The sequence below is a fragment of the Bradyrhizobium sp. HKCCYLS20291 genome, assembly GCF_051167715.1.
Taxonomy (GTDB): domain Bacteria; phylum Pseudomonadota; class Alphaproteobacteria; order Rhizobiales; family Xanthobacteraceae; genus Bradyrhizobium.
In genome coordinates this window covers 258,651-284,537 of the sequence record NZ_JBNPTO010000009.1, presented here as the reverse complement: position 1 = coordinate 284,537, position 25,887 = coordinate 258,651, and the positions used below count along the sequence as shown (strand labels likewise).

General features: G+C 65.9%; 19 protein-coding genes. 6 read left to right on the top strand and 13 right to left on the bottom strand.

The genetic code is table 11. The annotated features are described in order from the left end of the window. Positions 1-131: 131 nt before the first annotated feature. From ACQR07_RS21675 to ACQR07_RS21655, 5 genes are all read right to left on the bottom strand, one after another. On the bottom strand, positions 132-461 hold the full coding sequence (locus tag ACQR07_RS21675) for an HPr family phosphocarrier protein (protein WP_434904186.1): 330 nt from the start codon (positions 459-461) through the stop codon (positions 132-134). Next, positions 458-859, bottom strand: coding sequence for a PTS sugar transporter subunit IIA (locus tag ACQR07_RS21670; RefSeq protein ID WP_006611446.1), 402 nt, complete (start codon positions 857-859; stop codon positions 458-460). The genes ACQR07_RS21675 and ACQR07_RS21670 overlap by 4 nt, the downstream gene beginning before the upstream one ends. 204 nt (positions 860-1,063) lie before the next feature. Further along, positions 1,064-1,516 carry an HPr kinase/phosphorylase gene (locus ACQR07_RS21665; RefSeq protein WP_434904185.1) on the bottom strand — a complete coding sequence of 151 codons (453 nt, stop codon included), beginning with the start codon at positions 1,514-1,516 and terminating at the stop codon, positions 1,064-1,066. Further along, complete coding sequence (locus ACQR07_RS21660) at positions 1,513-3,330, bottom strand: stimulus-sensing domain-containing protein (RefSeq protein WP_434904184.1); 1,818 nt, start codon at positions 3,328-3,330, stop codon at positions 1,513-1,515. The genes ACQR07_RS21665 and ACQR07_RS21660 overlap by 4 nt, the downstream gene beginning before the upstream one ends. 268 nt (positions 3,331-3,598) lie before the next feature. Next, the gene (locus tag ACQR07_RS21655) at positions 3,599-4,300 is read right to left on the bottom strand and encodes a response regulator transcription factor (protein ID WP_434865387.1); all 702 of its coding nucleotides are present in this window, start codon (positions 4,298-4,300) and stop codon (positions 3,599-3,601) included. A gap of 216 nt (positions 4,301-4,516) precedes the next feature. Here ACQR07_RS21655 and ACQR07_RS21650 point away from each other — a divergent pair, with 216 nt between their 5' ends. From ACQR07_RS21650 to ACQR07_RS21640, 3 genes are all read left to right on the top strand, one after another. Beyond that, a complete protein-coding gene (locus ACQR07_RS21650; RefSeq protein WP_434904183.1) occupies positions 4,517-5,245 on the top strand; it encodes a HugZ family protein in 729 nt (242 codons plus the stop codon). A gap of 390 nt (positions 5,246-5,635) precedes the next feature. Further along, positions 5,636-8,218, top strand: a complete 2,583-nt coding sequence (locus ACQR07_RS21645) for a CHAT domain-containing protein (protein ID WP_434904197.1) — start codon at positions 5,636-5,638, stop codon at positions 8,216-8,218. Positions 8,219-8,475: 257 nt separating this feature from the next. Next, positions 8,476-10,089: a phosphoenolpyruvate carboxykinase gene (locus tag ACQR07_RS21640; protein ID WP_434904182.1), complete on the top strand. Its 1,614-nt coding sequence runs from the start codon at positions 8,476-8,478 to the stop codon at positions 10,087-10,089. A 243-nt stretch (positions 10,090-10,332) separates the two neighbouring features. On the opposite strand, the gene ACQR07_RS21635 is transcribed toward ACQR07_RS21640, so the two are convergent. The 3 genes from ACQR07_RS21635 to ACQR07_RS21625 form a co-directional block, all read right to left on the bottom strand. Then, entirely contained in the window at positions 10,333-11,154 is an 822-nt protein-coding gene (locus ACQR07_RS21635) for an acyl-CoA thioesterase (RefSeq protein WP_434904181.1), read from the bottom strand. Positions 11,155-11,259: 105 nt separating this feature from the next. Further along, a complete protein-coding gene (locus ACQR07_RS21630; RefSeq protein ID WP_434904180.1) occupies positions 11,260-13,767 on the bottom strand; it encodes a glycogen/starch/alpha-glucan phosphorylase in 2,508 nt (835 codons plus the stop codon). Between the two features lie 229 nt (positions 13,768-13,996). Then, entirely contained in the window at positions 13,997-14,299 is a 303-nt protein-coding gene (locus ACQR07_RS21625; protein WP_434904196.1) for a GIY-YIG nuclease family protein, read from the bottom strand. A 179-nt stretch (positions 14,300-14,478) separates the two neighbouring features. On the opposite strand from ACQR07_RS21625, the gene ACQR07_RS21620 reads away from it, so the two are divergent. Further along, complete coding sequence (locus tag ACQR07_RS21620; protein WP_434904179.1) at positions 14,479-14,910, top strand: hypothetical protein; 432 nt, start codon at positions 14,479-14,481, stop codon at positions 14,908-14,910. Positions 14,911-14,944: 34 nt separating this feature from the next. Here the strand turns inward: ACQR07_RS21620 and ACQR07_RS21615 are convergent, their stop codons facing one another. Continuing rightward, positions 14,945-15,766: a DUF2865 domain-containing protein gene (locus tag ACQR07_RS21615; RefSeq protein WP_434904195.1), complete on the bottom strand. Its 822-nt coding sequence runs from the start codon at positions 15,764-15,766 to the stop codon at positions 14,945-14,947. 193 nt (positions 15,767-15,959) lie between these two features. Further along, positions 15,960-16,517: an orotate phosphoribosyltransferase gene (pyrE, locus tag ACQR07_RS21610; RefSeq protein ID WP_434904178.1), complete on the bottom strand. Its 558-nt coding sequence runs from the start codon at positions 16,515-16,517 to the stop codon at positions 15,960-15,962. A gap of 191 nt (positions 16,518-16,708) precedes the next feature. On the opposite strand from pyrE, the gene ACQR07_RS21605 reads away from it, so the two are divergent. Continuing rightward, a complete protein-coding gene (locus ACQR07_RS21605; RefSeq protein ID WP_434865395.1) occupies positions 16,709-17,335 on the top strand; it encodes a glutathione S-transferase family protein in 627 nt (208 codons plus the stop codon). A 22-nt stretch (positions 17,336-17,357) separates the two neighbouring features. On the opposite strand, the gene ACQR07_RS21600 is transcribed toward ACQR07_RS21605, so the two are convergent. The 3 genes from ACQR07_RS21600 to ACQR07_RS21590 all read right to left on the bottom strand — a co-directional run bounded on the left by ACQR07_RS21600 (position 17,358) and on the right by ACQR07_RS21590 (position 24,371). Then, on the bottom strand, positions 17,358-18,557 hold the full coding sequence (locus ACQR07_RS21600; protein WP_434904194.1) for a glycosyltransferase family 87 protein: 1,200 nt from the start codon (positions 18,555-18,557) through the stop codon (positions 17,358-17,360). Positions 18,558-20,021: 1,464 nt separating this feature from the next. Then, on the bottom strand, positions 20,022-23,036 hold the full coding sequence (gene polA, locus ACQR07_RS21595) for a DNA polymerase I (protein WP_434904177.1): 3,015 nt from the start codon (positions 23,034-23,036) through the stop codon (positions 20,022-20,024). A gap of 282 nt (positions 23,037-23,318) precedes the next feature. Next, the gene (locus ACQR07_RS21590) at positions 23,319-24,371 is read right to left on the bottom strand and encodes an acyltransferase family protein (RefSeq protein ID WP_434904176.1); all 1,053 of its coding nucleotides are present in this window, start codon (positions 24,369-24,371) and stop codon (positions 23,319-23,321) included. 151 nt (positions 24,372-24,522) lie between these two features. On the opposite strand from ACQR07_RS21590, the gene ACQR07_RS21585 reads away from it, so the two are divergent. Beyond that, positions 24,523-25,842 (top strand): UDP-glucose dehydrogenase family protein, encoded by a 1,320-nt coding sequence (locus ACQR07_RS21585; protein ID WP_434904175.1) that lies wholly within the window; start codon positions 24,523-24,525, stop codon positions 25,840-25,842. Positions 25,843-25,887 lie beyond the last annotated feature (45 nt).

Genomic DNA, 25,887 nt, shown 5'->3' with positions numbered 1-25,887 from the left:
CTCTCCCCTCCAGGGCCGACGCGGCGGCTACCGCGTCGGCCCCTGCCGTTTCTGGCACATTTTCAAGATACAAGGGGCAGCCACACGGGCAGTGTTCGCCGACGGAACAGGAGCGTGAGAGGCAAGGCCCGCTACACGCCCTCTTCGTGGAACTTGTCGTTCACCAGGTCGGTGATCGCCTGCAGTGCGGCCTCGGCCTCGGGGCCCTTCGCCGACACCAGGATCTTGGTGCCGGGCGCGGCGGCCAGCATCATCAGGCCCATGATCGAGCGGCCGCCGACGGTCTCGCCGCCGCGGGTGACCCAGACCTCGGCCTGGAACTTCTCGACCATCTGCACGAACTTGGCGGAGGCCCGCGCATGCAGGCCGCGCTTGTTGGTGATCAGGAGCTCCCGCGAAATCGCGTCGGCGGGCACGGAGGGCCCGGCGATATTGTCCTGCGGCGCGTCCTCGTCGCTCATTTGCCGGCGAGCACCCGGCTGGCGATGGTGACGTATTTGCGTCCCGCCTCCTGCGCCATCGCGATAGCGTCGGGCAGCGAGCGCTCCTCGCGCACCTTGGCGAGCTTCACCAGCATCGGCAGGTTGATGCCCGCGAGCACCTCGACCTTGGGCCGGCTCATGCAGGAGATGGCAAGGTTCGACGGCGTGCCGCCGAACATGTCGGTCAGGATGGCGACGCCGTCGCCGGTGTCCACGCGGTTCACGGCTTCGATGATGTCGCTGCGACAGAGGTCGGAATCATCGTCGGCGCCAATCGTGACCGCTTCAATTTGCTTTTGAGGACCCATGACGTGTTCGAGCGCCGCTCTGAACTCGTCGGCGAGGCGCCCATGGGTCACCAGTACCAGGCCAATCATCGGATACTCCTCGCGGGCGCCTTGGGTGCACCGCACGAACGCGCCACTTTGACCATCCGGAGCCCCCGCGCAAGAGGGCATGTTCGCGATTCTCCCGGCTTGAGGATGAGGGGAGGGGGAGCTGGCGACGGTCTATCGGGGCGCCATAGTGGGGGTGATATGGTTACCAATTCGCTTCACACAATTGGCCGAAAGATTACCGGGTCATGAACTCTTGGTCGTGGTCAGGGCGGCCACAACCAGCAGCAGGGGTGCGTATCCCCGGCCGACCGGTATTCGCGGCAATTCAATACCGTTTTCGTTCCAACGCAGCGCTTCCGGCGGCGGAAGGCGCTGCCCATCCTCTGCCATCAAATCGACCACGAGACCGATTGGCGCGTCGGACACGAAGTCGCAGGAGCGGATGCCGAGCCCCCGAATCTCGATCAGGCCGGCGAGGGCCGGGGCGGGGCTGACCCACATTTCTCCGCCACGTGTGGCGAGATGAACACGGTCGTCGCCGACCAGGACGGTGGGCGGGATCTGTCCGGCGCGTCCGGCCAGGATCAGGTCGAAGGCGAGATGCGATTTGCCGGAGCCCGAGGGGCCGCGAATCAGCACCGCCCGCTCCCCGACCCTGACGGCGGATGCGTGGATGCTGGCGGAGTCCTCGGTCAAGATGCCGGCAGCCGGACGATGAAGCGGGCGCCGGCCGAGGTCGGATGGCCGTCCTCGTCCACCGGGCCCGGCCGGTTCTCGGCCCAGATGCGTCCGCCATGGGCGTCGATGATCTGCTTGGAGATCGAAAGGCCGAGGCCGGAATTCTGGCCAAAACCCTGGTGCGGCCGGTCGGTGTAAAAGCGCTCGAAGATGCGCTGCAGGGCGTCCTCGCGGATGCCGGGACCGTCATCGTCGACCATGATCTCGATTTCGGAGCGGACGCGCCGGCAGGTGATGCGCACCTTGCCGCCCGCCGCCGAGAACGACTGGGCATTCGACAAGAGGTTGGAGATGACCTGGCCGAGCCGCGAATCATGGCCCGGCACCGAGAAGGTGTCGCTCGAGCCGCGGCCCTCGAATCGGACCTCGGCGGCGACGTCAGTGCCGATCTTGGTCTCGTTGGCGACCGAGGTCAGCGTGGTCAGCAGCCGGCGCAGATCGACCAAGGTCATGTCCTGGCGCTGCAGCTCGGCATCGAGCCGGCTGGCGTCGGAAATGTCCGAGATCAGGCGGTCGAGCCGCCTCACGTCGTGCTCGATGACGGCGAGCAGCCGGGCGCGGCTGTTGTCGTTGCGCGCCAGGGGCAGGGTCTCGACCGCCGAGCGCAAGGAGGTCAGCGGGTTCTTGAGCTCGTGGGCGACGTCGGCGGCGAACATCTCGATCGCCTCGATGCGGTTGTAGAGCGCATCCGTCATGTCGCGCAGTGCCCCGGAGAGATGGCCGATCTCGTCGCGGCGGCGGGTGAAGTCGGGAATCTCGACGCGGGTCTTGATACGGCGGCGGACGCGCTCGGCGCTGTCGGCGAGCCGGCGCACCGGGCCTGCAATGGTGCTGGCGAGCAGGAGCGACAGCACGATCATGACCGCGGAGGCGACGCCGCCGACCTTGAGGATCGCGAGACGCTCGGCGGTGACCATCTGGTCGATGTCGTCGCCCTGCGTCGACAGCATCAAGGCGCCGTGGATGGTGCGCGAGCGCTGCACCGACACGGCGACCGAGACGATCACCTCGCCGCGCGAATTGACCCGGACCATGCTGCGCTTCTGGCCCTTCAGTGCGTCCGTGACCTCCTCGTAGCCGTTGCCGTTCTCCGGACCGTATTCGCGATACAGCGGCAGGTCGCCGCGGTTGAGCCAGGTGCGCACCGAGATCAGCGCGCGCTCGACGAAGCCCGGCTTCTCGTTCGACGGCGGCGGCAGGTCGAGGCGCAGCACGTTCTCGAGATTGCGGCTGTCGAGCAGCAGCCCGCCATTCGGGTCGTAGATGCGCGCGCGCGTCTTGGTCGGCGAGATCAGCGTGCGCAGCACCGGCGCGACGCGCTCCGGATTGATCGGGAAATCGAGCGGCGAATATTCGTCCGGCGCGCCGTAGCTCTCGCCGGGCTTGAGGTCGAGCAGGCGCTCGGGGTCGATGGTGATCGCGTTGGTCTGCACCGTCGCGGAGGCCGCGATGGCGCCGGCGATGATCTCGGCCTGCACCAGCAGGCTCTGCGCGCGGGCGTCGATCAGGCCTGCGCGGAACTGCGACAGGTACAGCACGCTGGCCACCAGCGCGAGCAGACCGGCGATGTTGAGCGAGACGATGCGGCGGGTGAGGCTCGAGAACGACAGCGCGAACAGGAACTGCCCGGCGCGGCGCAGCCAGCTTGCCGGACGCTGCCAGGCCGAAACCTTCGGGGTCTCGTCGACGGCACCGTCGGTCACGTCGGAGACCACTGATGGCGGGGTGTCGTCAGCGTGCTGGCCGGGGTCAGGATGCGTTCGATCGAGCAATGTGAGCGCTCCGACTCCGAAGTTCGAAAGGCGTGTCCGGCGGGCTCCTGGGCGAACTCCGGAGGCAGAGGAGCCGTCGTCATCGTCAAGCCGGCGCGACCTTCATGGGAAGTTCCGACATAAAGCGCGCCAGCAGTGGCATCGGAGCTTCGATTCGTGGACCGATGGCCCTTTCCGTCAGCGCCGGTGGCAACGCCGGCACCGATGTTAACCTATGCCGTCCGCGACGTCAGCGCGCAAATTCGCCCGACGCCGCCAATGCAGGGCTTCAGGTTTCCTTGAAGCGATAGCCGACGCCGTAGAGCGTCTCGATCATCTCGAACTCGTCGTCGACCATCTTGAACTTCTTGCGCAGCCGCTTGATGTGGCTGTCGATGGTGCGGTCGTCGACATAGACCTGGTCGTCATAGGCCGCGTCCATCAGCGCGTTGCGGCTCTTGACCACGCCCGGACGCTGCGCCAGCGCCTGCAGGATCAGGAACTCGGTGACGGTCAGGGTGACCGGCTCGTTCTTCCAGGTGCAGGTGTGACGCTCGGGGTCCATGCGCAGCAGGCCGCGGTCCAGCGCCTTGGCGTCGTTCTCCTTCGGCAGCGCGGTCGGATCCTTCGGCTGCGAGCGGCGCAGCACGGCCTTGACGCGTTCGACCAGCAGGCGCTGCGAGAACGGTTTGCGGATGAAGTCGTCCGCGCCCATCTTGAGGCCGAACAACTCGTCGATCTCCTCGTCCTTGGAGGTGAGGAAGATCACCGGCAGGTCCGACTTCTGCCGCAGCCGCCGCAACGTCTCCATGCCGTCCATGCGCGGCATCTTGATGTCGAGAATGGCCAGATCAGGCTGGCTGGTCCGGAAACCGTCGAGGGCCGATGCACCATCGGTATAGGTCATGATGCGATAGCCTTCCGCCTCGAGCGCGATGGAGACGGATGTCAGAATGTTACGGTCGTCATCGACCAAGGCGATTGTGGGCATGAGCCTGCTTTCAGAGTCTGGTTAGCCGAGACTACGATAATCCAGATAAGGGCCGCGTATTTGGGCTTCGAACATGGTCAACGAGCAATGCAAGCTGGGCTGAAGTGTGACCGAGTTCCACAAATACCATGGCAAAGTCTTGTGCTGCGCCCAAGTTTGTGGCCCGTTTAGCCGAAAAAAGGCCCTCATTGCAACTGGATGGACGAGGCAAAGACGATGCAGCCGAGCTTTAACCCTAACCGCGCCACCCGGTCTCTGCTGCGAAGAAGCCGACAGGGCGCGCTCGCGACCCTGATGACGGGGTCAGGCGATCCCTATTGTTCCCTCGTCAACGTTGCGACCGCCGCCGACGGCTCGCCGGTCATCCTGATTTCGCGCTTAGCAGTGCACACGAAAAACATTCTCGCCGATCAGCGCGTGTCGCTGATGCTTGACGAGCGCGCGCCCGGCGATCCGCTCGAAGGCTCACGTATCATGCTGTCCGGCAAGGCCGAGCAGGCAACTGATGAGAACAAGGATTCGCTGCGTCGTCGGTATCTCAATGCGCATCCGTCGGCGAGCGACTATGCCGATTTTGCCGACTTCTCGTTCTTCGTGATTCGCCCGGCGGGCACGCATCTCGTCGCCGGATTCGGCCGCATCGTCGACCTCAAGCCCGAGCAGTTTCTCACCGACATCTCCGATGCCGCCGAGCTGATCGCCGCGGAGCAGGGCGCCGTCGATCACATGAACGAAGATCATCGCGACGCGCTTGGGCTCTACGCGACCAAGCTGTGCGGCGCCGACGCCGCGGAATGGCGCTGCAGCGGCTGCGATCCCGACGGGCTCGACCTGATGGCCGATGGCCGGACGCTGCGGCTGGATTTCCCCGAGCGCGTCACCACGCCCGGAGCCTTGCGCAAGATGCTGGTGCGGCTCGCGGACGAGGCGAGGGCGAAGGACTAGCAATCCAGTTTGAGCGCAGATAGGTCGCGCGGCATTGAAGGTGCGCTCCCTCTCCCCGTTCTTCACGGGGAGAGGGCCGGGGTGAGGGGCAGCCGCACGGGCGGTGCGGCTTCTGTATGACGAACTAATACTGTCAGCTACACAGAATGACGGTGAGTACGCCCTCAGTGCCGTCCGCCGCAGCGGAGACGACGTGCCTGTCCGATAGACCTCGATCCAGGCTTCATAAGTGCCATGCCCCTCACCCGGATTGCTGCGCAATCCGACCTCTCAGCGCGAGCGAAGCTCGTCGCGCCCCCGCAAAGGGCGGGGAGATGTTGCAGCATCCGCCGTCTTGAACGCCACCGCGTGACCCCGCGACCTATCTCCGTCCTTGGCGGAGATCTGATGATGCTTATCTGCAAGCGGGTGGCAATCGCGATCGGCGCCGTCCTGATCACGAGCGCGCTGGTAGCTCCATGCCTTGCCCAAAAGACCGATCTCGCGGCGGAGAGTGGCCGCATCATCGCGCTCAGCCGCGCCGGCAAATACCGCGAGGCCTTGCCGCTGGCGCAGGCGATGGTGGCGAGCCTCGAAGCGGCCTCCAACAAGCGCGAGTTGGCGGCAGCGCTCACCAATCTCGGTCAGGTTCTCGCCTCGCTCGGCCGCGATGCCGAAGCCGAGCCGATCTACAAGCGCGCCATCTTGCTCTACGAGGGCGCGCTCGGTCTCGACAGCGCCGAGATCGCACCGGCGCTGAACAATCTCGCGGCGCTGTATCAGCGCCAGCAGCGCTATGCGGAGGCGGAGCCGCTGTTCACGCGGGCGCTGGCGATCCGCGAGAAGGCGCTCGGACCCGGGCATCCCGACGTCGGGCAGGCGCTGAACAACTTGGCCACACTGTACGAGCGACAGGACCGCCACGGCCAGGCCGAGCCGCTGTTCAAGCGCGCGCTCGCGATCTACCGCAAGGCCGCGGGCAACGACAGCGCGCCGGTGGCGACCTTGCTCAACAATCTCGGCCAGCTAACCAAGAGCGACGGCCGGTTCGACGAAGCCGAGCCGCTGGTCCGGCAATCCCTGGCCATCCGCGAGAAGCTGCTCGGTGCTGACCATCCCGATGTCGCGCGTTCGCTCAACAACCTCGCCGATCTCGCGCAACGCCGGCAGCGCTTCGGCGAGGCGGAGCCGTTGTTCGTCCGTGCCCTGTCGATCCGCGAGCGGGCGCTGGGGCCGGATCATCCGGACGCGGTGACGGCGCTCAACAATCTGGCTGGGCTGTACCAGGCAGCGGGTCGTATTCCGGATGCGCTGCCGCTGGTCGAGCGCACCGTCCAACGCGGACAGGCGCAGGCGAAGGTGGCCCTGCCGGTGCTGTTCGCGGCCGCGCGTGACGGCAGTCTGCCGGCGACGAAGGGGTTCGATGAGGCCATCGACGTGATCCAGCGCGGCACGCAGTTGCAGGCCGCGGCCGCCGTCGATAAGCTCGCCGTTCGGCTCGCCGCGGGCACAGACCGGTTGGCAGAGCTGGTGCGCAAGGATCAGGATCTCGCGGCCGAGAGCGAGGCGCTCGACAAGGGTCTCGTCGCGGCGGTGTCGCGTCCTGCACGCCAGCGCGACCTCGGCGCCGAGCGGCGCGACAGGGCGCGGCTTGCCACTGTTGCGGCCGACCGCGCGGCGCTGCGCGGCACGCTCGCGCGCGAGTTTCCGGACTACACGGCGCTCTCGAATCCGCTGCCGCTGAGACTGGGCGAGATCCAGCCGCTGCTGGCCGAGAACGAGGCGCTGGTGGCATTTGCGCTCGTCGACCAGGCGTCCTTTGTGCTGGCGATCACTCGCGAGGGCTACGACTGGAAGCAGATCCCGCGCGGCGCCGACGCACTTGCGCGCGACGTCATGCGTTTCCGGCGCGGCCTCGCGCCGGGCGGAGCGGGCGAAGGCGGTGCGAACGCCGCGTTCGATCTCACGGTCGCCAACGAGCTCTACTCTCTGCTGCTGGCGCCGGTGGAGGAGCTGACGAAGACCAAGCGCAGCCTGCTGGTCGTGCCGTCGGGCGCGTTGACAGCGTTGCCGTTTCACCTGCTGCTGACGGCGCCGCCGGCGCAGGCAGTGCCCGACAGCGTGGCCGGCTATCGCGACGCCCCCTGGCTGCTGCGGCGTCAGGCGGTCTCGGTGCTGCCCTCGCTCGCCAGCCTCAAGGCGCTGCGCAGCGCGTCGCGCGGCGATCGCGGCGGCAAGCCGATGATCGGCTTCGGTGATCCGGTGTTCGATCCGTCACGCGCGAGTGGCACCCGTGGCGCCGGCAAGCTGGCGGCACGGAGCATCGCCAGTCTGGCCTACACGGATTTCTGGCGCGGCGCCGGTGTCGATCCCACGCAGCTTGCGCGTGCTCTGCCGCAGCTCCCCGACACCGCCGACGAACTCAATGCTGTCGCGGCCGATCTCGGCGTCGCCGCGTCCGATCTTCATCTCGGCCGTGACGCCAGCGAGGCCACCGTCAAGCGCGAGCACCTTTCCGATTACAGGATCGTCTACTTCGCAACCCACGGCCTCGTGGCCGGCGACGTGAAAGGCATTGCCGAGCCGTCGCTGGCGCTCAGCATTCCCAGCGTATCGTCGCCGCTCGACGACGGTCTTCTCACCGCCAGCGAAGTCGCGCAGTTGAAGCTCAACGCCGATTTCGTCGTGCTGTCGGCCTGCAATACCATTGCCGGTGACAAGCCCGGCGCCGAGGCGCTGTCGGGTCTGGCGCGGGCGTTCTTCTACGCCGGTGCGCGCGCGCTGTTGGTCACGCATTGGGCTGTGGATTCGGCGGCCGCGACGCGGTTGATGACCGATACGTTTCACCGGCTCAAGGAGCATCCGACCCTAGGTCGCAGCGAGGCGCTGCGGCAGGCCATGCTTGCGCTGCTCGACGATCGAGCTTCACCGGACAGCGCGCATCCTTCGGTTTGGGCGCCATTCGTGCTGCTCGGCGAAACCGATTCGCGCTGATATATTTGTTGCGTCGCAATATGCTTGGCGCTGCATCAAGCTGCTGATCCGATGGGCAATTTCGCAGCGAAGATGAGCTACGTACATCAGCCGATAGCAATAACCAATTCATCCGGATCGTCTTGGCAAGACCAGCGTTGATCAGTATTAGGTCGGCGACCGCGCTTGATAAGGCGATGTAAACGGTAACGGTCACCGCGCACCGCGCGTCCACGTTTTCGCGCGCAAACGGCTGCGGGTTCTCAGGAGGGATTTTCGTGCAAGAAACGGGTATTCGCAACGGTGCCTTCGGTGCCGACAAGTTCGGCTTAAAGAACCTCAAGCAGGTGCATTGGAATCTCGGCGCGCCCCAGCTCTATCAGTATTCGCTGGCGGCGGGCGAGGCGGTGCTGTCTGCCGACGGGGCGCTGTGCGCGGATACTGGCGAGTTCACCGGTCGTAGCCCGAAGGACAAGTTCACGGTGCGTGATGCCTCCACCGAGAAGATGTGGTGGGCAGGCAATCAGGCGATCACGCCCGAGCAGTTCGAGACGCTGTATCAGGACTTCCTCAAGCACGCCGAAGGCAAGAGCCTGTTTGCTCAGGATCTCTATGGTGGCGCCGATCCGGCTTTCCGGATCAAGACGCGCGTGTTCACCGAGCTCGCCTGGCACTCGCTGTTCATCCGCACGCTGCTGATTCGCCCGGAGACAATCGAGCTCGACACCTTCGTGCCCGAGCTCACCATCATCGACATGCCGAGCTTCCGCGCCGACCCGATGCGGCACGGCGTGCGCTCGCAGAACGTCGTCGCGATCGATTTCTCCCGCAAGATCGTCCTGATCGGCGGGTCCTACTACGCCGGCGAGATGAAGAAGAGCGTGTTCACGACGCTCAACTACTATCTGCCCGAGCGCGGCGTGATGCCGATGCACTGCTCGGCCAATGTCGGCCCGAAGGGCGACACCGCGATCTTCTTCGGCCTGTCCGGCACCGGCAAGACCACGCTGTCGGCCGATCCGAACCGCACCCTGATCGGTGACGACGAGCATGGCTGGGGTCCGTCCGGCGTGTTCAACTTCGAGGGCGGCTGCTACGCCAAGTGCATCAAGCTGTCGCGGGACGCCGAGCCGCAGATCTATGCGGCGTCGACCCGCTTCGGTGCCGTGCTCGAGAACGTGGTGCTCGACGAGGACAACCGCGTTCCGGATTTCGACGACGGCTCCAAGACCGAGAACACCCGCTCGGCCTATCCGCTCGACTACATCCCGAATGCCTCGCGCACTGGACGCGCGCCGCATCCGAAGAACGTCGTGATGCTCGCCGCCGACGCCTTCGGCGTGCTGCCGCCGATCGCCAAGCTGTCGCCGGCTCAGGCGATGTATCACTTCCTGTCCGGCTACACCGCCAAGGTCGCCGGTACCGAGCGCGGGCTCGGCAACGAGCCGCAGCCGGAATTCTCGACCTGCTTCGGCTCGCCGTTCCTGCCGCTCGACCCGTCCGTCTACGGCAACATGCTGCGGCAGCTGATCGCCGACCACAATGTCGACTGCTGGCTGGTCAACACCGGCTGGACCGGCGGCAAATATGGCACCGGCTCGCGCATGCCGATCAAGGTGACGCGCGCGCTGCTGACCGCGGCGCTCGACGGGTCCTTGCGCAACGTCGAATTCCGCACCGACAAGTATTTCGGCTTCGCGGTGCCGACGGCGCTGCCGGGCGTGCCGAGCGAGATCCTCGACCCGGTCAACACCTGGAAGGACAAGGCCGAGTTCGACAAGACCGCTCGTGCCCTGGTCGGCATGTTCCAGAAGAACTTCGCCAAGTTCGAAGCCCAGGTTGACGCCGACGTCCGCGCCGCCGCGCCGGACGTGAAGCTCGCGGCGGAGTAGGGCTGCAAACGCAAAAGGGCCAGCCGCATTGCGGCTGGCCCTTCGGCTCTCTGCCAACGCCTGGAGCTGCCGAGGTCGCGCCACACCCACCGCTGTCGTCCCGGCGAACGCCGGGACCCATAACCACCGAACTATGTGGTTGCGGCCTGTAGGTAGCTCCGGCCTTCGCCAAACTGGAGGCGGTGGCTATGGGTCCCGGCTCAAGGCCGGGACGACACCATTAGTGTGGACGCAGCGCCGGACTCACGCCTTGAAATACGCGATCTGCGTCGTCGTCGCGAGCAGGCGGCCGGACGGCGACCACAGCTCGCCGTGCTGGTCCTGATAGCTGCGGTTGAAGATCTTGGCATCCGCTGTTGCGAGCACATGCGTGATGTCCTCGGCCGCGAGCTCCTCGCGGCTGACGTGGAAATAGGTCGTCAGCGACACCGTGCCGAACGGCACCAGTTCGCCGCGGGCATGGAAGATGCGGCCGAAGAACGCATCCGACATCGACAGCAGCGACAGGCAGTCGAGCTTGCGCGGCTTGCGATCTGAGATCCAGAGCCGCGAATAGCTGCTGTGCGGCGCGCCCGTGGCCGAGGCGCCGAACGCCGGGCGCCCTTCGACGAAGCGGAAGTCATACTGCTTGGTCCACGACATGTTCGTGTCGGGGTGACGCTTGACCTGATCGAACGCCGGCGCCTCGGGGCTGATGGCCGGCTGGTGCGACCAGGACGGCCGCCGCTCGGCAAAGACTGCTGTCGCCAGCGTCGCCGCGTCGGCATCGCCCTGCCTCAGCTCGACGCACCAGTGCTGCGAGGACCGGTTGGCCTTCACCAGCCGCACGTCGAGATCGAACGGCCCCTCCGCGATTGGCGCGCAGTAGTTCACCGTCACCGCTAGCGGATCGCCGGCGATCTGCGGATGCTCGACCAGCGCGCGCAGCACGGTGGCCGCAGTCACGCCGCCGAACGGGCCGACGAAGGCCCAGTAGTCCGGGCTGGTCCGGCCCTGCCAGCGGCTGTCACCGGCAGTGACGCGGGTGGCCTCGTCGAACAAATGGGGCGGAAGCGGTTCTGTCATGCCATTCTCCTGACGCGCATCGTATGATGCTCGTCAGGTCAAATGCAATTCGGCGACCTCCGCAATGACGTCACAGGGCATTGACGACGCCGGGTAGCTGAACCCTCACGCCCGTTGCGCCCGCGGTGGTGCCGCGCTCGCTCCGACCGGCACGTTCCAGATGTCGTCGGCATATTCGCGGATGGTGCGGTCGGAGGAGAACCAGGCCATGCGCGCGACGTTGAGGATCGAGGCGCGGGTCCAGGCCGGCGTGGTCTGCCAGCGTGCGTCGACGCCGCGCTGGGCCTCGTAGTAGGAATCGAAATCCGCCGAGACCATGTAATGGTCGAGATGGCGCAGCGCATGCGCGATCGGCTCGAACCGGCCGGGCTCGCCGGGCGAGAACGCGCCGTTCGCGATCGCATCGATGGCGCGCCCCAGCCGCGGCGAGCGGCGAATGATGTCGGTCGCGTCGAGGCCCTGCTTGCGGCGGAGCATCACGTCGCCCGCCTCCATGCCGAAGATTGCGATGTTCTCGATGCCGACATTGTCGCGGATCTCGATATTGGCGCCATCGAGCGTGCCGATGGTGATGGCGCCGTTGAGCGCCAGCTTCATGTTGCCGGTGCCGGACGCCTCCATGCCGGCAGTCGAGATCTGCTCGGAGAGATCGGCCGCGGGAATGATCGTTTCGGCCAGGCTGACATTGTAGTCGGCCATGAACACGACCTTCAGCTTGCCGCCGATCGCCGGATCGTTGTTGACCACCTCGGCGACGTCGTTGATCAGCTTGATGATCAGCTTGGCGTAGCGGTAGCTCGCCGCCGCCTTGCCGGCGAAGATTTTTACCCGCGGCACCCGGTTGGCTTGCGGATCATCCTTGATGTCCAGATACAGCGCGACCGCTTCGAGGATGTTCAGCAGCTGCCGCTTGTATTCGTGGATGCGCTTGATCTGAACGTCGAACAGCGCGCTCGGGTCGAGCCGCACGTTCATGCGCTCGGAGATGAGACGCGCCAGCTGCACCTTGTTGTGATGCTTCACGGCGCGGAATTTCTGGTGGAAGCTGGAATCTGCGACGTAGCTTTCGAGGCTGGTCAACAGGGTCGGATCGTCGACGACGGCGTCGCCGCAGGCCTCGCGCAGCAGGCTGGTCAGCTTCGGGTTGGCGAGCGTCAGCCAGCGGCGGAAGGTGATGCCGTTGGTCTTGTTGGTGATGCGGCCGGGATAGAGATGGTTGAGATCGTGGAACACGGTCTCCTTCATCAGGTCCGAATGCATCGCCGAGACGCCGTTGATGCGATGCGAGCCGACGAAGGCGAGCTGGCCCATGCGCACGCGGCGGCCGCTCTTCTCGTCGATCAGCGACACCGAGGCGCGGTAGTCGATATCGCCGGGCGCACGCTGCTCGGCGAGCGCCAGATGCTGCGCGTTGATGCGGTAGATGATTTCGAGATGCCGCGGCAGCAGCCGCTCGAACAGTTCGACCGGCCAGGTCTCGAGCGCCTCGGGCAGCAGCGTGTGGTTGGTGTAGGACAGGGTCGCGACCGTGACCTTCCAGGCCTCGTCCCAGCGGAAATTGTGCAGGTCGACCAGGATGCGCATCAGCTCGGCGACGGCGAGCGACGGATGCGTGTCGTTGAGCTGCACCGCGGCCTTCTGCGCCAGGCTGCGCAGCTGGCCCTCGGAGCCGAGATGGCGCTTGACGAGGTCCTGCAGCGAGGCCGAGACGAAGAAATATTCCTGACGTAGCCGCAACTCGCGCCCCGCGGGGCTCTCGTCGTTCGGATACAGGAACTTGCAGATTGCTTCCGCGCGCGCCTCTTCCGCTGAGGCGCCGAGATAGTCGCCGGAGTTGAACACGTCGAGCTTGAGCGGATCGGGCGAACGCGCCGACCACAGCCGGAGCGCATTGACGTGCTGGCCCCGCCAGCCGACGATCGGCGTGTCGTAGGCCACCGCCTGCACGGTCTCGCCGGGATGCCAGATCGCGCGGTCGCGGCCCTTGTCGTCGACATGCTCGACGCCGCCGCCGAAATGGACGTGATACACCACCTCCGGGCGCTGGAATTCCCAGGGGTTGCCGAACGACAGCCAGACGTCGGGATATTCGTGCTGCCAGCCGTCGACGATGACCTGGCGGAACAGGCCGAAATCATAGCGGATGCCGTAGCCGATCGCCGGGATCTGCAGGGTCGACATGCTCTCCATGAAGCACGCCGCGAGCCGCCCCAGGCCGCCATTGCCGAGCGCGGCATCCGGCTCGCATTTGCGCAGGTCCTGTAGGCCGACGCCGAGATCGCCGAGCGCGGTCTCGAACACCCTCATCAGGCCCATGTTGTTGAGCGCGTCGGTGAACAGGCGGCCGATCAGGAACTCGAGGCTGAGATAATAGACCCGCTTGCGCCCGGCGTCGTAGCTCTCCTTGTCGGCGGTGAGCCAGCGATGCACGATGCGGTCGCGCAAGGTCAGCGCCGCGGCGTGGTACCAGTCCTGTTGCGTCGCCTGGCTCGCCTCCTTGCCGATCGCCAGCCGAAGCTTGGCCAGGATGTCGCTCTTGATCTCGGCGACGGCCAATTCGTCGACGGGTTGGCCGGTGCTTACGAAGCTGCGCTGGGACGGCTGATCTGTCACCTTGGGAAACCTGTGATGCTACGAGGAACCGGTAAAAGCATACGATGGTTGCGCGCGGACCGAAACCCGGGGAAAGGCTGGTCCGCACAGCAAGGTGATGGAAAAAGATGCAAAGTTCGGGCCGGAGTTCCCGAGGGGAACGCGCAGCCGGTCTCGCCGCGGGGGCCGTCTTGGAGAGGATTTGGAGATATCCCCACGTCATCATCCCGGCGAACGCCGGGATCCAGACTCACCGTTCTAAAATAAGGCCCGAGAGATCGGCCCAATCCAGATTGTCCCGCTCGATCAACTCGACCTTCCAATCGCGATGCCAATTCTTCAGCTGCTTTTCGCGGGCGATGGCCTCGAGGGGACTTGCGAAGCGCTCGACGTGAACCAGGCGAAAGACCTTGTACCGGCTGACGAACTTGGAGCCCCGCCCAGTGCGATGGTCTTCGAGTCGCCGGCTCAGATCATTGGTCACGCCCACGTAAAGCGTGCCGTGGTGGCCGCTGGCGAGGATGTAGACTGTCCATGCGGCCCCAGTGATCATCGCTTGTGCCAAACAATTGGCTGCGATGGGTCTGGGTCCCGGCTCGGAGGCCGGGAGGACGAAAATTGACTTCCTTTTTCGCTCAGAACAAATTAAGAACAATTTAGCAACAGATCGCTTATCCTGATTGCGATTCGATCCGCTCACACCCCGGCATCAGTGCATCACGCGAGCACACCATGTCCACCATCGCCTTTGATCCCCTGGCCCTGACCCGCATTGCCGATTTTGCGCGCAGCCTGACGCGGCTGCACAAGACGGCGCGGCGCCGGGCCGTCGATGACGACCAGATCGACCGCGCCTTCAACGCCGTCTGCATGTCGGTCTGGGGCTACACCACCGACGATATTTCGGACGACCTGTTCGCGGCCACCGATCACACCTTCCTCGACGGGCTCGACGAGGCGCGGGCGCGCATCTTCGCGGCCGAGCAGGGCTATGACCTGGTCGACGACGAGGGAATGCTGACCGACTGGTGGGGCTTCTGCTGGATGATCCTGGCCGAGAAGCGCGGCCTGCTGACGCCGGACAACCGTGCGGCCACACGCGCGGCGATCGAGGAGAAATATCTGGAGGCGCCGAACGTCATCGGCGTGATCGTGGGGCGCTGACGCCGTCCTGCTCGCAACGGACGCCAGCCCAGGCTCAATCCACGCCCGCTCGCTTGGCGCGGCTCGCAGCCGGCTTCGGCGCGATGGTCAGCGGCGGCGCGACGCTGACATTGCCGGCACTGGCCTCCGGCGGCGGCATGGCGGCCAATGCATCCGCCGCCAGCATCTCGGCGCGCACCGGCGCGACCTTCATCTCGCTCAGCCGCGCCCGCGTGTCCGAGTTCAGCCCGGGATAGGAGGCGACCGGCTTGAAGTCGGCCGGCTGGCCGCCGCTGCCGCGCGTGCCGGAATAGGCGACCAGCCCATCGCTGGTGGCGACCACGTCGCCGGGGCGCAGCGAGGTGTCGAGCGAGAGGTCGACCGGTGAGAGTCCGGCGGGATCGCGGCCGTTGCAGGTGCAGTCGGCGCGCAGCGCCTGGCGGTAGGCGAACGCGTTCTCGCTGTCGGCATAGCGCTCACCATTGGCCGCGGTAGCGTAGTCGATGTTCGAGCCGAAATACACCTTCGTGGGGCTGGCCGGGCAGAACGCCTGGCACATCTGCACGGGGGAGGCGAGGCCGCGGGTCAGCGGGAAATAGCGTCCGTCGCAGGTGCGCACGCAGAACGCCGCGCCCGAGCCGCTCGAGGCCGCGCGCGGCTGCACCGGCGCCTGAGGGTTGGTGCCGAACGGATCAGCAAAGAAGCCGCCCTGTGCGGGCCGCTGCGACGCCGGCTTGCTGAAGCCGCCGAACAGAAGATCGAACAAGCCCTGGGCCGACGCGATCTGCGGCATCAGCGCCACCGCTGCGGCAACGCCGAGCGTGATTGCGACCGCCACCCCGCGGGCCATCCGCGCAACCGACAACACGCACCGCAACGCCCGCACTCCCGCCGCCACCATCGTCACCGCAAAGCCCTGACAGACGCGGCAAATCCGCGTCGCATCGATCAAGAGCGATCGATCGGGCCACACTTAAGGCGAGGCCCCATCAGCTTTGCGGTAACCTTAACGAGCGTTGGTAAATGAGCGGTGTGCGCGGTGCCGAAATGTGCCGCGCTACGCGAGAAAGTCAGAGGAACTCGCGGGCCTTGTAGAGCGCCTGGAACGGCAGGCCGGCCGCGGCGAACGTCTCCGCAGCGCCTTCCTCGCGGTCGACCATCGTGAACACCAGCGACACCTCGGCACCGGCCTCGCGCAGGGCCTCCACGGCCTTCATCGCCGAGCCGCCGGTCGTGGTGACGTCCTCGACGACGACGATGCGTTTTCCCGCCAAGGTCTCGTCCCGGGTCAGGCCCTCGATCGCGAGCCTGGCGCCGTGCTCCTTCGGCTTCTTGCGCACGAAGAACGCCGCGATCGGGTGGCCCTTGATCCAGGAGATCTGCGCGATCGCGCCGGCCAGCGGCACCGCGCCCATCTCCAGCCCGCCGATATAGTCGTAGCCGTCGTCCTTCAACGCCTCATAGGTGAGCTCGGCGAGCAGCGTCGCACCCTCCGGGTCCATCATGGTCGGCTTGAGGTTGAAGTAGAAATCGCTCTTGCGGCCGGAGGCCAGGGTGATCTCGCCACGGCCGAACGAGCGCCTGCGGATGATCTCGAGAAGGCGGGCGCGGGAGGCGGATTTGGACACGGCGGTTTCCCCTGGGGGTCGGTTCGTCGGTGATTTCGGGTGGCGCAATCTATCGGGGTCGGCCGGCCGAGGCCAGCCGCCAGGATGTCCCATCAACAACGGTACGTTTGGAACGCCGCGCAGTTTCGAGCTAATGGGAAGCCAAAGGCCAAGCAAGGACATTTGGCAAGGACATCGGAAGGACCCCCGCCATGACGATCGAGCTGCACACCTGGAACACGCCCAACGGCCGCAAGATCTCGGTCGCGCTCGAGGAGATGGGATTACCTTACCGCGTCGTCCCGGTCGACATCACCAAGGGCGCCCAGATGGCCCCCGACTTCCTCGCCATCAGCCCCAACAACAAGATCCCGGCGATCGTCGATCCCGACGGCCCGGATGGCAAGCCGGTCAGCGTGTTCGAATCCGGTGCGATCCTGCTCTATCTGGGCGAAAAAACCGGGCGATTCCTGCCGAAATCGCTGGCCGAGCGGATCCCGGTCTATGAGTGGCTGATGTGGCAGATGGGCGGCTTCGGCCCGATGCCGGGGCAGGTGCACCATTTCATCGCGCTGACCAACGAGCAGGACCGTGCCTATGGCCTGAAGCGCTACATGGCCGAGACCGTCCGCCTCTATGGCGTGCTCGACCGTCGGCTGGCGAGCCACGAATTCGTCGCCGGCGCGCTCTCGATCGCCGATTTCGCCATCCTCGGCTGGGCCTGGCGCCACCCCCGCCACAAGGTCGACCTCGCCGACTTCCCCCACGTCAAGCGCTGGTACGACACGCTGATGGCCCGCCCCGCCGTCAAACGCGGCATGGAGGCGAAGCTGGATTGAGGGCGCTCTCGCGCGAGCGCAATCAGCCCGCTGCCGGCGGCGCCACCTTCAGCGCTGGGATCGACTGCTCCGCCCGGCTGAAGATGCCGGCGACGCTGAGGAACAGCAGGCAGAGCAGCGCGGCGGCGACGAACGGTAGCGAATGACCGATCATCGCGAGCAGGCAGGCGGACAACGCGATCGCGACGCCGATCTCCGCTGCTGCGATCGGCTCGCCGGCGTCGGTCCGCGCCTTCCAATGGATCAGCAGTCCCGCCGCAACCATCGGCAGGTCGTAGATCATCGCATAGGGCGTGACGATGACGCTGCCGATCGCGACCAGCGCGATGGTCCGGTCGGTGATGCCGCGCCGACAGGCCCGCCAGGCCAGCACGGCGACGACACCGGACAGAATGAGCTGCAGCGCGTGGCCGACCGCCGCGGGGGAGCCGATCGCATGCACGCCGGCGATCACCGTCGGCATCATGTGGTCGAGGCTGCCCTGGTTGTCCTGCAGCAGCGCCTGGTAGGTCGGGAAGCCCTTGATCCATTGCAGCCAGATCGACCAGTCGAGGGCCGCGCTGGTGACGATGACGATGAGCAGCGTCGTCGCGACCGCGGCGCCAATGGTCCGCCAGCTCTGCGACGCCAGCAGCACGACCGGCATCAGCAGCACGAATTGCGGCTTGTAGGCGAGCAGGCCGAGCAGCACGCCGGCGATGACAGGCCGGCTCGGGACGAGGCGTAGTCCGCCGATCAGCAGCGCGGCCGACAGGAAACCGTTCTGGCCGGTGATGACGCTGATCAGCGTCGTCGGCGCGGCGAGCAGCGCGAGGCCGAGCAGCCAACGCCACTCGCGCCCGAGGGTCGCCCATCCATAGAGCGCGAAGGTGATCCCGATCCAGCACAGATAGGCCGGTGGCAACGCCATCATGCCGAGTGGAATCAGGGCCAGCAGGAAGGTCGGCGGGTACGGATAGGGAAAGCCGCCGCCATCGAGCGTCGACATCAGCGTCTGCTGATAGTTGATCAGCGCGAACGGATCGTAGATGCCTGCGCCCGCGAGCGCTGCGAACTTGCCGAACGACCACAGGCCGAAGAAATCGCCAAAACCCGGCTGTGGCGACGTCGGCCACCAGCGCACCAGATAGAGGCCGTTGTACAGGCACAGCTCCGCCAGCAGAATCAGGAGCGCGCGGCGATCGCGCGTCTGGCTCGAGGCTGCGGAGATGGTCGCGGTCATCGGATGAATCAATTCGGCCTGTTCGGTGCGATCGGCGCGGGCGTGGGTGGTCAGGACACGTCGCGCGATCGGCTCACGCGGCATCCCGTGGACGATCTTGCTCGGGCACGCTGCACGTCGTGTTACCGGCAGCGCCCTCGACCCGGATGCGATCGCATCATGCCTAACGAGCGGTGAAGCCGCGTTCGTCCGATTTCGCGCCGGGCGCCTGTGAACCGCCTATCCGTCCCCTCTCGCCGCTGTCGTCCCGGACAAGCCGTGACGCGCGACAGCGCGGCATGGCGCCGATCCGGGATCCATACGCCGCGGCGGACGTGGTGGGCACAAAAGCCAATGACCAGCGCGCCTCAAACCACTCCCTGGGGGTATGGGTCCCGGGTCAGCGCCCCGAGCATCGCTTCGCGCTGCCCAGGGCTTGCCCGGGACGACACGGGTGTGTCGCGACACTTGCGTCCACCCTCCGCTGTCGTCCCGGGTCAGCGCCGCAAGCAATGGGCTGTATTCTGATAAAAATAAATCCCTTGCGCTTTTACAGAAATCATGATTGTATCCGCGCATCCCGCCTCACCGCAGAGGGGCGTCAGCGCGCGATCGTCACGACACGCGAGGTGGGGATGCGATGGCCGCGAGAGCTCGCAGCATGTCCTTGTGGTGTGCGGACGAACGGGCGCTTGCGGACGGTCAAGTCGCGTGGTCCTGGCCTCCCGACGCTGAGGTCAAGTTGGCGCTGCTGCTGATGCACGGCGTGGACGACGGTGGCCAACGAGCCGGCGCACCGGGGAGATCGCGAAGCAGCCGTAAGCCCATCGCGCAGGGAATGCCGGCGTGTTCGGCTTTGCCTGTGGTACCTGCCGCCTGCATTTTTTTCGCAGGCGGGCCATGGGTGAGGCCCTCACCCGGCATTCCCTGCGCCCTCTGCACTCATAAGAGGGACAAACTGATCGCAGACCTCGGGCGTGCTACGCCGCGAGACTGCGTCCCCATGTCGATCGCTGTTTGAGATGTGAAGCAGAATGGAAGCGGCCGTAGGGTAGGCAAAGCAGCCGCCTGCAGGGCGGTCGCGTGCCCCCCGCGCATCCGCGCCGACGGTGGCAACGGTGGCACGGCGCGGGATGGCTCGGCGACACGAGCGCTCGGATGGGCGCGCCTTTGCCCACCCGATAGAGCTGAGCTGTTTGATCGGCGCTCGCGCCCCACCCACCGCCGTCGTCCCGGACAAGCCTCGACGCGCGATAGCGCGGCGCGGCGCCGATCCGGGACCCATACGCCGCAGCAGTCGCGTTGGGCAAAAAGCCAATGACCAGCGCGCCTCAAACCGCTCCCTGGGGGTATGGGTCCCGGGTCGGCGCCCCGAGCATCGCTTCGCGCTACTCAGGGCTTGCCCGGGACGACAGTGGTGGTCGTTGAATGCGATGCGCGATCATGAGCCAGTTCGCGGTAATGAACGAGCTCATCGTCTGCCGCTCAATGCGCCTCGTCCCAGTTATTGGCAGCGCGGGCGTCGACGTGCAGAGGCACCGAGAGCAGCACGGCGGGGAACGGGGCGTCCTGCATGACGTGCTGCACCACCGGCAAGGTGGCGGCGACCTCGTCGTCGGGGACCTCGAAGATCAGTTCGTCATGCACTTGCAGCAGCATCTGCGCCGACAGCTTCTTTTGCGCCAGCGCCTCCTCCACCCGCGTCATGGCGCGGCGGATGATGTCGGCAGCAGTCCCCTGCAATCGTGCGTTAATCGCGGCGCGCTCGTTGAAGGCGCGCACGGAGGCGTTGGACGCCTTGATCTCCGGGTAGTGGCACTTGCGGCCGAACAGCGTGACGACATAGCCGTTCTTGCGGCAGAATTCGCGGGTCTCGTCCATGTAGGCACGAATGCCCGGGAAGCGCTCGAAATAACGCTTGATGTAGGCCGAGGCCTCTTCGCGGGCGATGCCGAGCTGGTTGGCGAGGCCGAACGCGGAGATGCCGTAGATGATGCCGAAATTGATCGCCTTGGCGCGGCGGCGCACCTCGCTCGGCATGTCCTTGATCGGCACGCCGAACATCTCCGACGCGGTCATCGCGTGAATGTCGAGGCCATCCTTGAACGCCTGCTTCAGCACCGGAATGTCGGCGATCTCGGCCAGCAGCCGCAGCTCGATCTGCGAGTAGTCGGCCGATACCAGCTTGTGGCCCGGCGTGGCGATGAAGGCGCGGCGAATCTTGCGGCCGTCCTCGGTGCGCACCGGGATGTTCTGCAGGTTCGGCTCGTTCGACGACAGCCGGCCGGTGGTCGTCGCGGCCAGCGCGTAGGTGGTGTGCACGCGGTGCGTCTGCGGGTTGACGTAGGTCGGCAGCGCGTCGGTGTAGGTCGATTTCAGCTTCGACACCTGGCGCCATTCCAGGATCTTGCGCGCGAAATCATTGCCCTGCTCGGCGAGGTCATCGAGAACAGACGCGGAGGTCGACCACGCGCCCGTCTTGGTCTTGGTGCCGCCCGACAGGCCCATCTTGCCGAACAGGATGTCGCCGATCTGCTTGGGGCTGCCGACATTGATCGGCTCGCCAGCCAGCTCCTGCAGCTCGGCCTCGACGCGCGCCGCCGTCTGGGCGAAATCGCCGGAGAGGCGCGACAGCACCTGGCGATCGATCGAGATGCCGCGCCGCTCCATGCGCGCCAGCACCGCCACCAGCGGCCGCTCCAAGGTCTCGTACACGGCGGTCATGCGCTCGGCGACGAGGCGCGGCTTCAACACGCGCCAGACGCGATGAATGACATCGGCCGCTTCAGCCGCATGCGCCGTGGCGCGGTCGATCGCGACCTGCTCGAACGTCAGCTTGTTCTTGCCGCTGCCGATCAGCTCGCTTTCGCTGAGGACGGCGTGGCCGAGCACGTGCTCGGCCAGCGAATCGAGCTTGTGCGAGCCGCGCCCGGCGTCGAGCGCGTAGCTCATCAGCAGGATGTCGTCGACGTTCTGAAGCGTGATGCCGTGTTGCGCCAGCAGAACCGCGATGAACTTGATGTTGTAGCCGATCTTCGTGAGCCCGGCGGATTCGAGGACCGGCTGCAGCGCGGCGAGCGCATCGCTCTCCTTGATCTGGTCGGGCGCCAGACCGGCATCGAACAGGCCACCGCCATCGCCGGCCTGGCGATGCGCCAGCGGGATGTAGCAGGAATCGTTCGGCGCCAGCGCAAGGGCGATGCCGCAGAGGCTCGCCTGCATCGGGTCGATCGAGCTGGCCTTGACTTCGAGGGTGATCCGGCCGAACTCGTGCGCGCGCGCCAGCCAGGCTTTCAACTCGGGCAGGGTCCGCAGCGTCTGGTACTTGTCGCGATCGATGCGCGCGCTCTTCGCCGCTTCGGCCCTGGACTCGGCGAGACCAGCGGGTGTGCCCTTGCCCATGGCGGACTTGTCGATCCGCGGATCGCCGCTGCGAGGAGCAGCCGCCGGCTTGCTGGATGCGCTTGCTCCAACGCTTGCAGCGGCGGGCGGGGGTGCGGCCGTTGCAGCGCCGCTCTTCAGCTGGGCATCCGCGGTCACATCCGAAGGATCGATCTGCGAATAGTCGGCGACGCGGCGCGTCAGCGTCGAGAACTCCATCGCCTTGAGGAACGCGATCAGCTTGCGCGGATCGGGCTCGTGGACGGCGAGATCGTCGAGCGGCACCTCGAGCGCGACCTTGTCGTCGAGCAGCACCAGCTGGCGCGAGATCCGCGCCTTCTCGGCATTCTCGATCAGCGCCTCGCGCCGCTTCGGCTGCTTGATCTCGGTCGCGCGCGTCAGCAGGCTTTCGAGGTCGCCATAGTCGTTGATCAGCTGCGCGGCGGTCTTGATGCCGATGCCGGGCACGCCCGGCACGTTGTCGGTGGAATCGCCGGCCAGCGCCTGCACCTCGACGACCTTCTCCGGCGGCACGCCGAACTTCTCGACCACCTCGGCGATGCCGATGCGGCGATCCTTCATGGTGTCGTACATCGTGACGCAGTCGTTGACGAGCTGCATCAGGTCCTTGTCGGAGGAGACGATGGTGGTGGTGGCGCCGCGCTCGCAGGCGAGCCGCGCATAGGTCGCGATCAGGTCGTCGGCCTCGAAGCCGCCCTGCTCCAGGCAGGGCAGGTCGAAGGCGCGTACGGCCTGGCGGATCAGCGCGAATTGCGGGATCAGGTCATCCGGTGCCGGTGGCCGGTGCGCCTTGTAGTCGGCATAGATCCTGTTGCGGAACGTGACCTCGGACTTGTCGAACACGATCGCCAGATGCGTCGGCCGGTCGGTCTCGGGCATGTCGCGCAACAGCTTCCACAGCATGTTGCAGAAGCCGAGCACGGCATTGACGTTCAAGCCGTCGGACTTGCGGTTCAACGGCGGCAGTGCGTGATAGGCGCGGAAGATGTAGGACGAGCCGTCGACCAGGAACACATGGTCGCCTTTGGCAGCAGCCTTGGCGGCGGCAGGCGCAGGAGCGGCGGGCGTGACGGCGGCTTTCTGGGGAGCTTTGGGCATGGCCGCAATGTAGGGAATTTGGACCGGATTGACACCCTCGGAACGGTAGATTCCTCTGCGTTCCCCACGCAAATCGACGGCCCTGTAGCGCGCGGTCGGCGCCACAAACTCCGCTGACGTCCCGGGCAAGCCAAGACGGCGCGAAGCGGCGGCGGGGCGCCGACCCGGGATCCATACTCCCAGGCGGTGATGAGGTGGCAGGCTGGAGCCACAGCATGCCCAACACAGGGGACGGTGGTTATGGGTCCCGGGTCTTCGCCCGGGACGACACTGAGGGTGGCGCTACTCTGCCGGCTGCAACGCCGGACGCCGCTTCGGCGGCGCGATCCAGAATGCGATCGGGCGTTCGAACAGGAAGCGCGCGCCGACAAGGAGCGCGAGGCGCCAGATCGCGAGGGCGCCGAGCACGCCGGCGACGGTCACGAGCAGCGAAATCGTGCCGATGTCGGTGATGATCGCCGTCTTCAGCAGCAAGGCGCGGGTCGCGGCCATCGGCAGGAAGAAGGCGAGATAGATCACGATCGAATGCTCGCCGCAGAACTTGAGCGCGTTGAGCAGTTGCGCGCGGGCGAGCAGCGTGCCGGCAATGATAATGGCAACCGCGCCGGCATAGCCGAGCAGCAACGAGATCGCCGGCCATTCGCTCACGCCGAGACTGACGAGACCTTGATTGATCACCGCCCAGGCGAGCAGGCCGGCGACCGCGAGCAGAGGCTGGGACCGCGCGCGCTCGGAGAGCGCGAAGATATGAGAGGCGAACAGATAGCCCGAGTAGATGTAGACGAAGCGGGCGCAGAACTCGTCGATCACGGTCCAGCCGGTGACGATGTGCGCCATCTCCAGGCCCGCGGCCATGCCCCAGATCATCGGCGCCGGCGCCTTTCGCGTCAGCTTGATGACCACGAAGAAGATCGGCAGCAGATAGATGAACCACAGCGTGCCGAACGGCTCGATGAAGGATTCCAGATACAGGTAGCCGGCATGCGGCCAGCTGCTCGCCGCGGCGAAGCCGGGCGCCTTGAAGCCGAACTGGATCGTCACCCAGAGCACGTAGAAATAGGCGAAGTGGACGACCTTGCGGTCGAGATAGGTACGCCAGTCACGATTGATCACCAGTGGCAGAAACAAGCCCGAAATCAGGAAGAAATCGGGCATCCGAAACGGCTTGGCGAAGGCGACGACAGCGTGCATGAAGCCGGTCTCGCCGGCGGCGAGCTCGACGCCGAGCACCGAGTGCATCATCACGACCATGATGATGCAGATACCCTTGGCGTAGTCGACCCAGTCGATACGCGCCTCGGTTCCGGCAGCTGTCGGCGTGCCATTCGCGGTCATGATGTCCCTCTCTGGCGCGGAGCTGCCGCATTATCGAGCAGAGCCGTTAATACTCCTTGCTGTCATCCAAACGTCATGCCGTTTTCTAAATTCCCCTTGGACCGCAAATGGTTTAAGACGCGAAAGTATTAACCACGAAGGATGGATTTCGATGCGAATTGCGATGATCGGCACGGGCTATGTGGGGCTGGTGTCCGGTGCCTGCTTTGCCGATTTCGGCCATCAGGTCACTTGTGTCGACAAGGACGAAAGCAAGATCGCCGCGCTTCATCGCGGAGAAATCCCGATCTTCGAGCCCGGGCTGGATGCGCTGGTCGCGACCAATGTGAAGGCCAAGCGACTCGACTTCACCACCGATCTCAAGCAGCCGGTCGCCGAAGCCGATGCCGTCTTCATCGCCGTCGGCACCCCGTCGCGGCGCGGCGATGGCCATGCCGACCTGTCCTACGTCTATGCTGCCGCCCGCGAGATCGCGGCGTCGCTGACCGGCTTCACCGTGGTCGTGACCAAATCGACGGTGCCGGTCGGCACCGGCGACGAGGTCGAGCGCATCATCCGCGAGACCAATCCGGCGGCCGACGTCGTGGTCGCCTCCAATCCAGAATTCCTGCGCGAGGGTGCTGCGATCCGCGACTTCAAATGGCCGGACCGCATCGTCGTCGGCACGGGGGATGAGCGCGGCCGCAAGGCGCTCGGCGACATCTACCGTCCGCTGTCGCTGAACCAGGCGCCGATCATGTACACGGAGCGGCGCACCGCCGAGCTGATCAAGTACGCCGCCAACGCGTTCCTCGCGACCAAGATCACCTTCATCAACGAGGTCGCCGATCTCGCCGAGAAGGTCGGCGCCGACGTTCAGGAAGTGGCGCGCGGCATCGGTCTCGACAACCGCATCGGCTCGAAGTTCCTGCACGCGGGCCCTGGCTTCGGCGGCTCGTGCTTCCCGAAGGATACGCGCGCGCTGATCAAGATCGCGCAGGACTACGACACGCAATTGCGCATCGTCGAATCCGTGCTGGCCGTCAACGACAACCGCAAGCGCGCGATGGCGCGCAAGGTCGCGCATGCCGTCGGCGGCAATCTGCGCGGCAAGACGGTCGCGGTGCTCGGCCTGACCTTCAAGCCGGAGACCGACGACATGCGCGAGGCGCCGTCGATCCCGCTGGTGACGGGTCTGCTCGACATGGGCGCTAAGGTGCGCGCGCATGATCCTGTCGGCATCGAGCAGGCCAAGAAGGAGCTGCCCGAGATCGCCTATTACGACGATCCCTATGATTGCGCGACGGGTGCCGACGCCATCGTGCTGGTCACCGAATGGGTGCAGTACCGGGCCATGGACCTCGATCGCCTCAAGGAGGTGATGGCCACTCCCGTCGTGGTCGACCTGCGCAACGTCTACCGACCCGACGAGATGGCCGCCCACGGCTTCGTCTACGAAAGTGTCGGCAGGCCGTCGGTGAAGGGAAATTAGTTTTACGACGTTTCGTTCTTTGTTGGTTGAGATGACGAGATACTT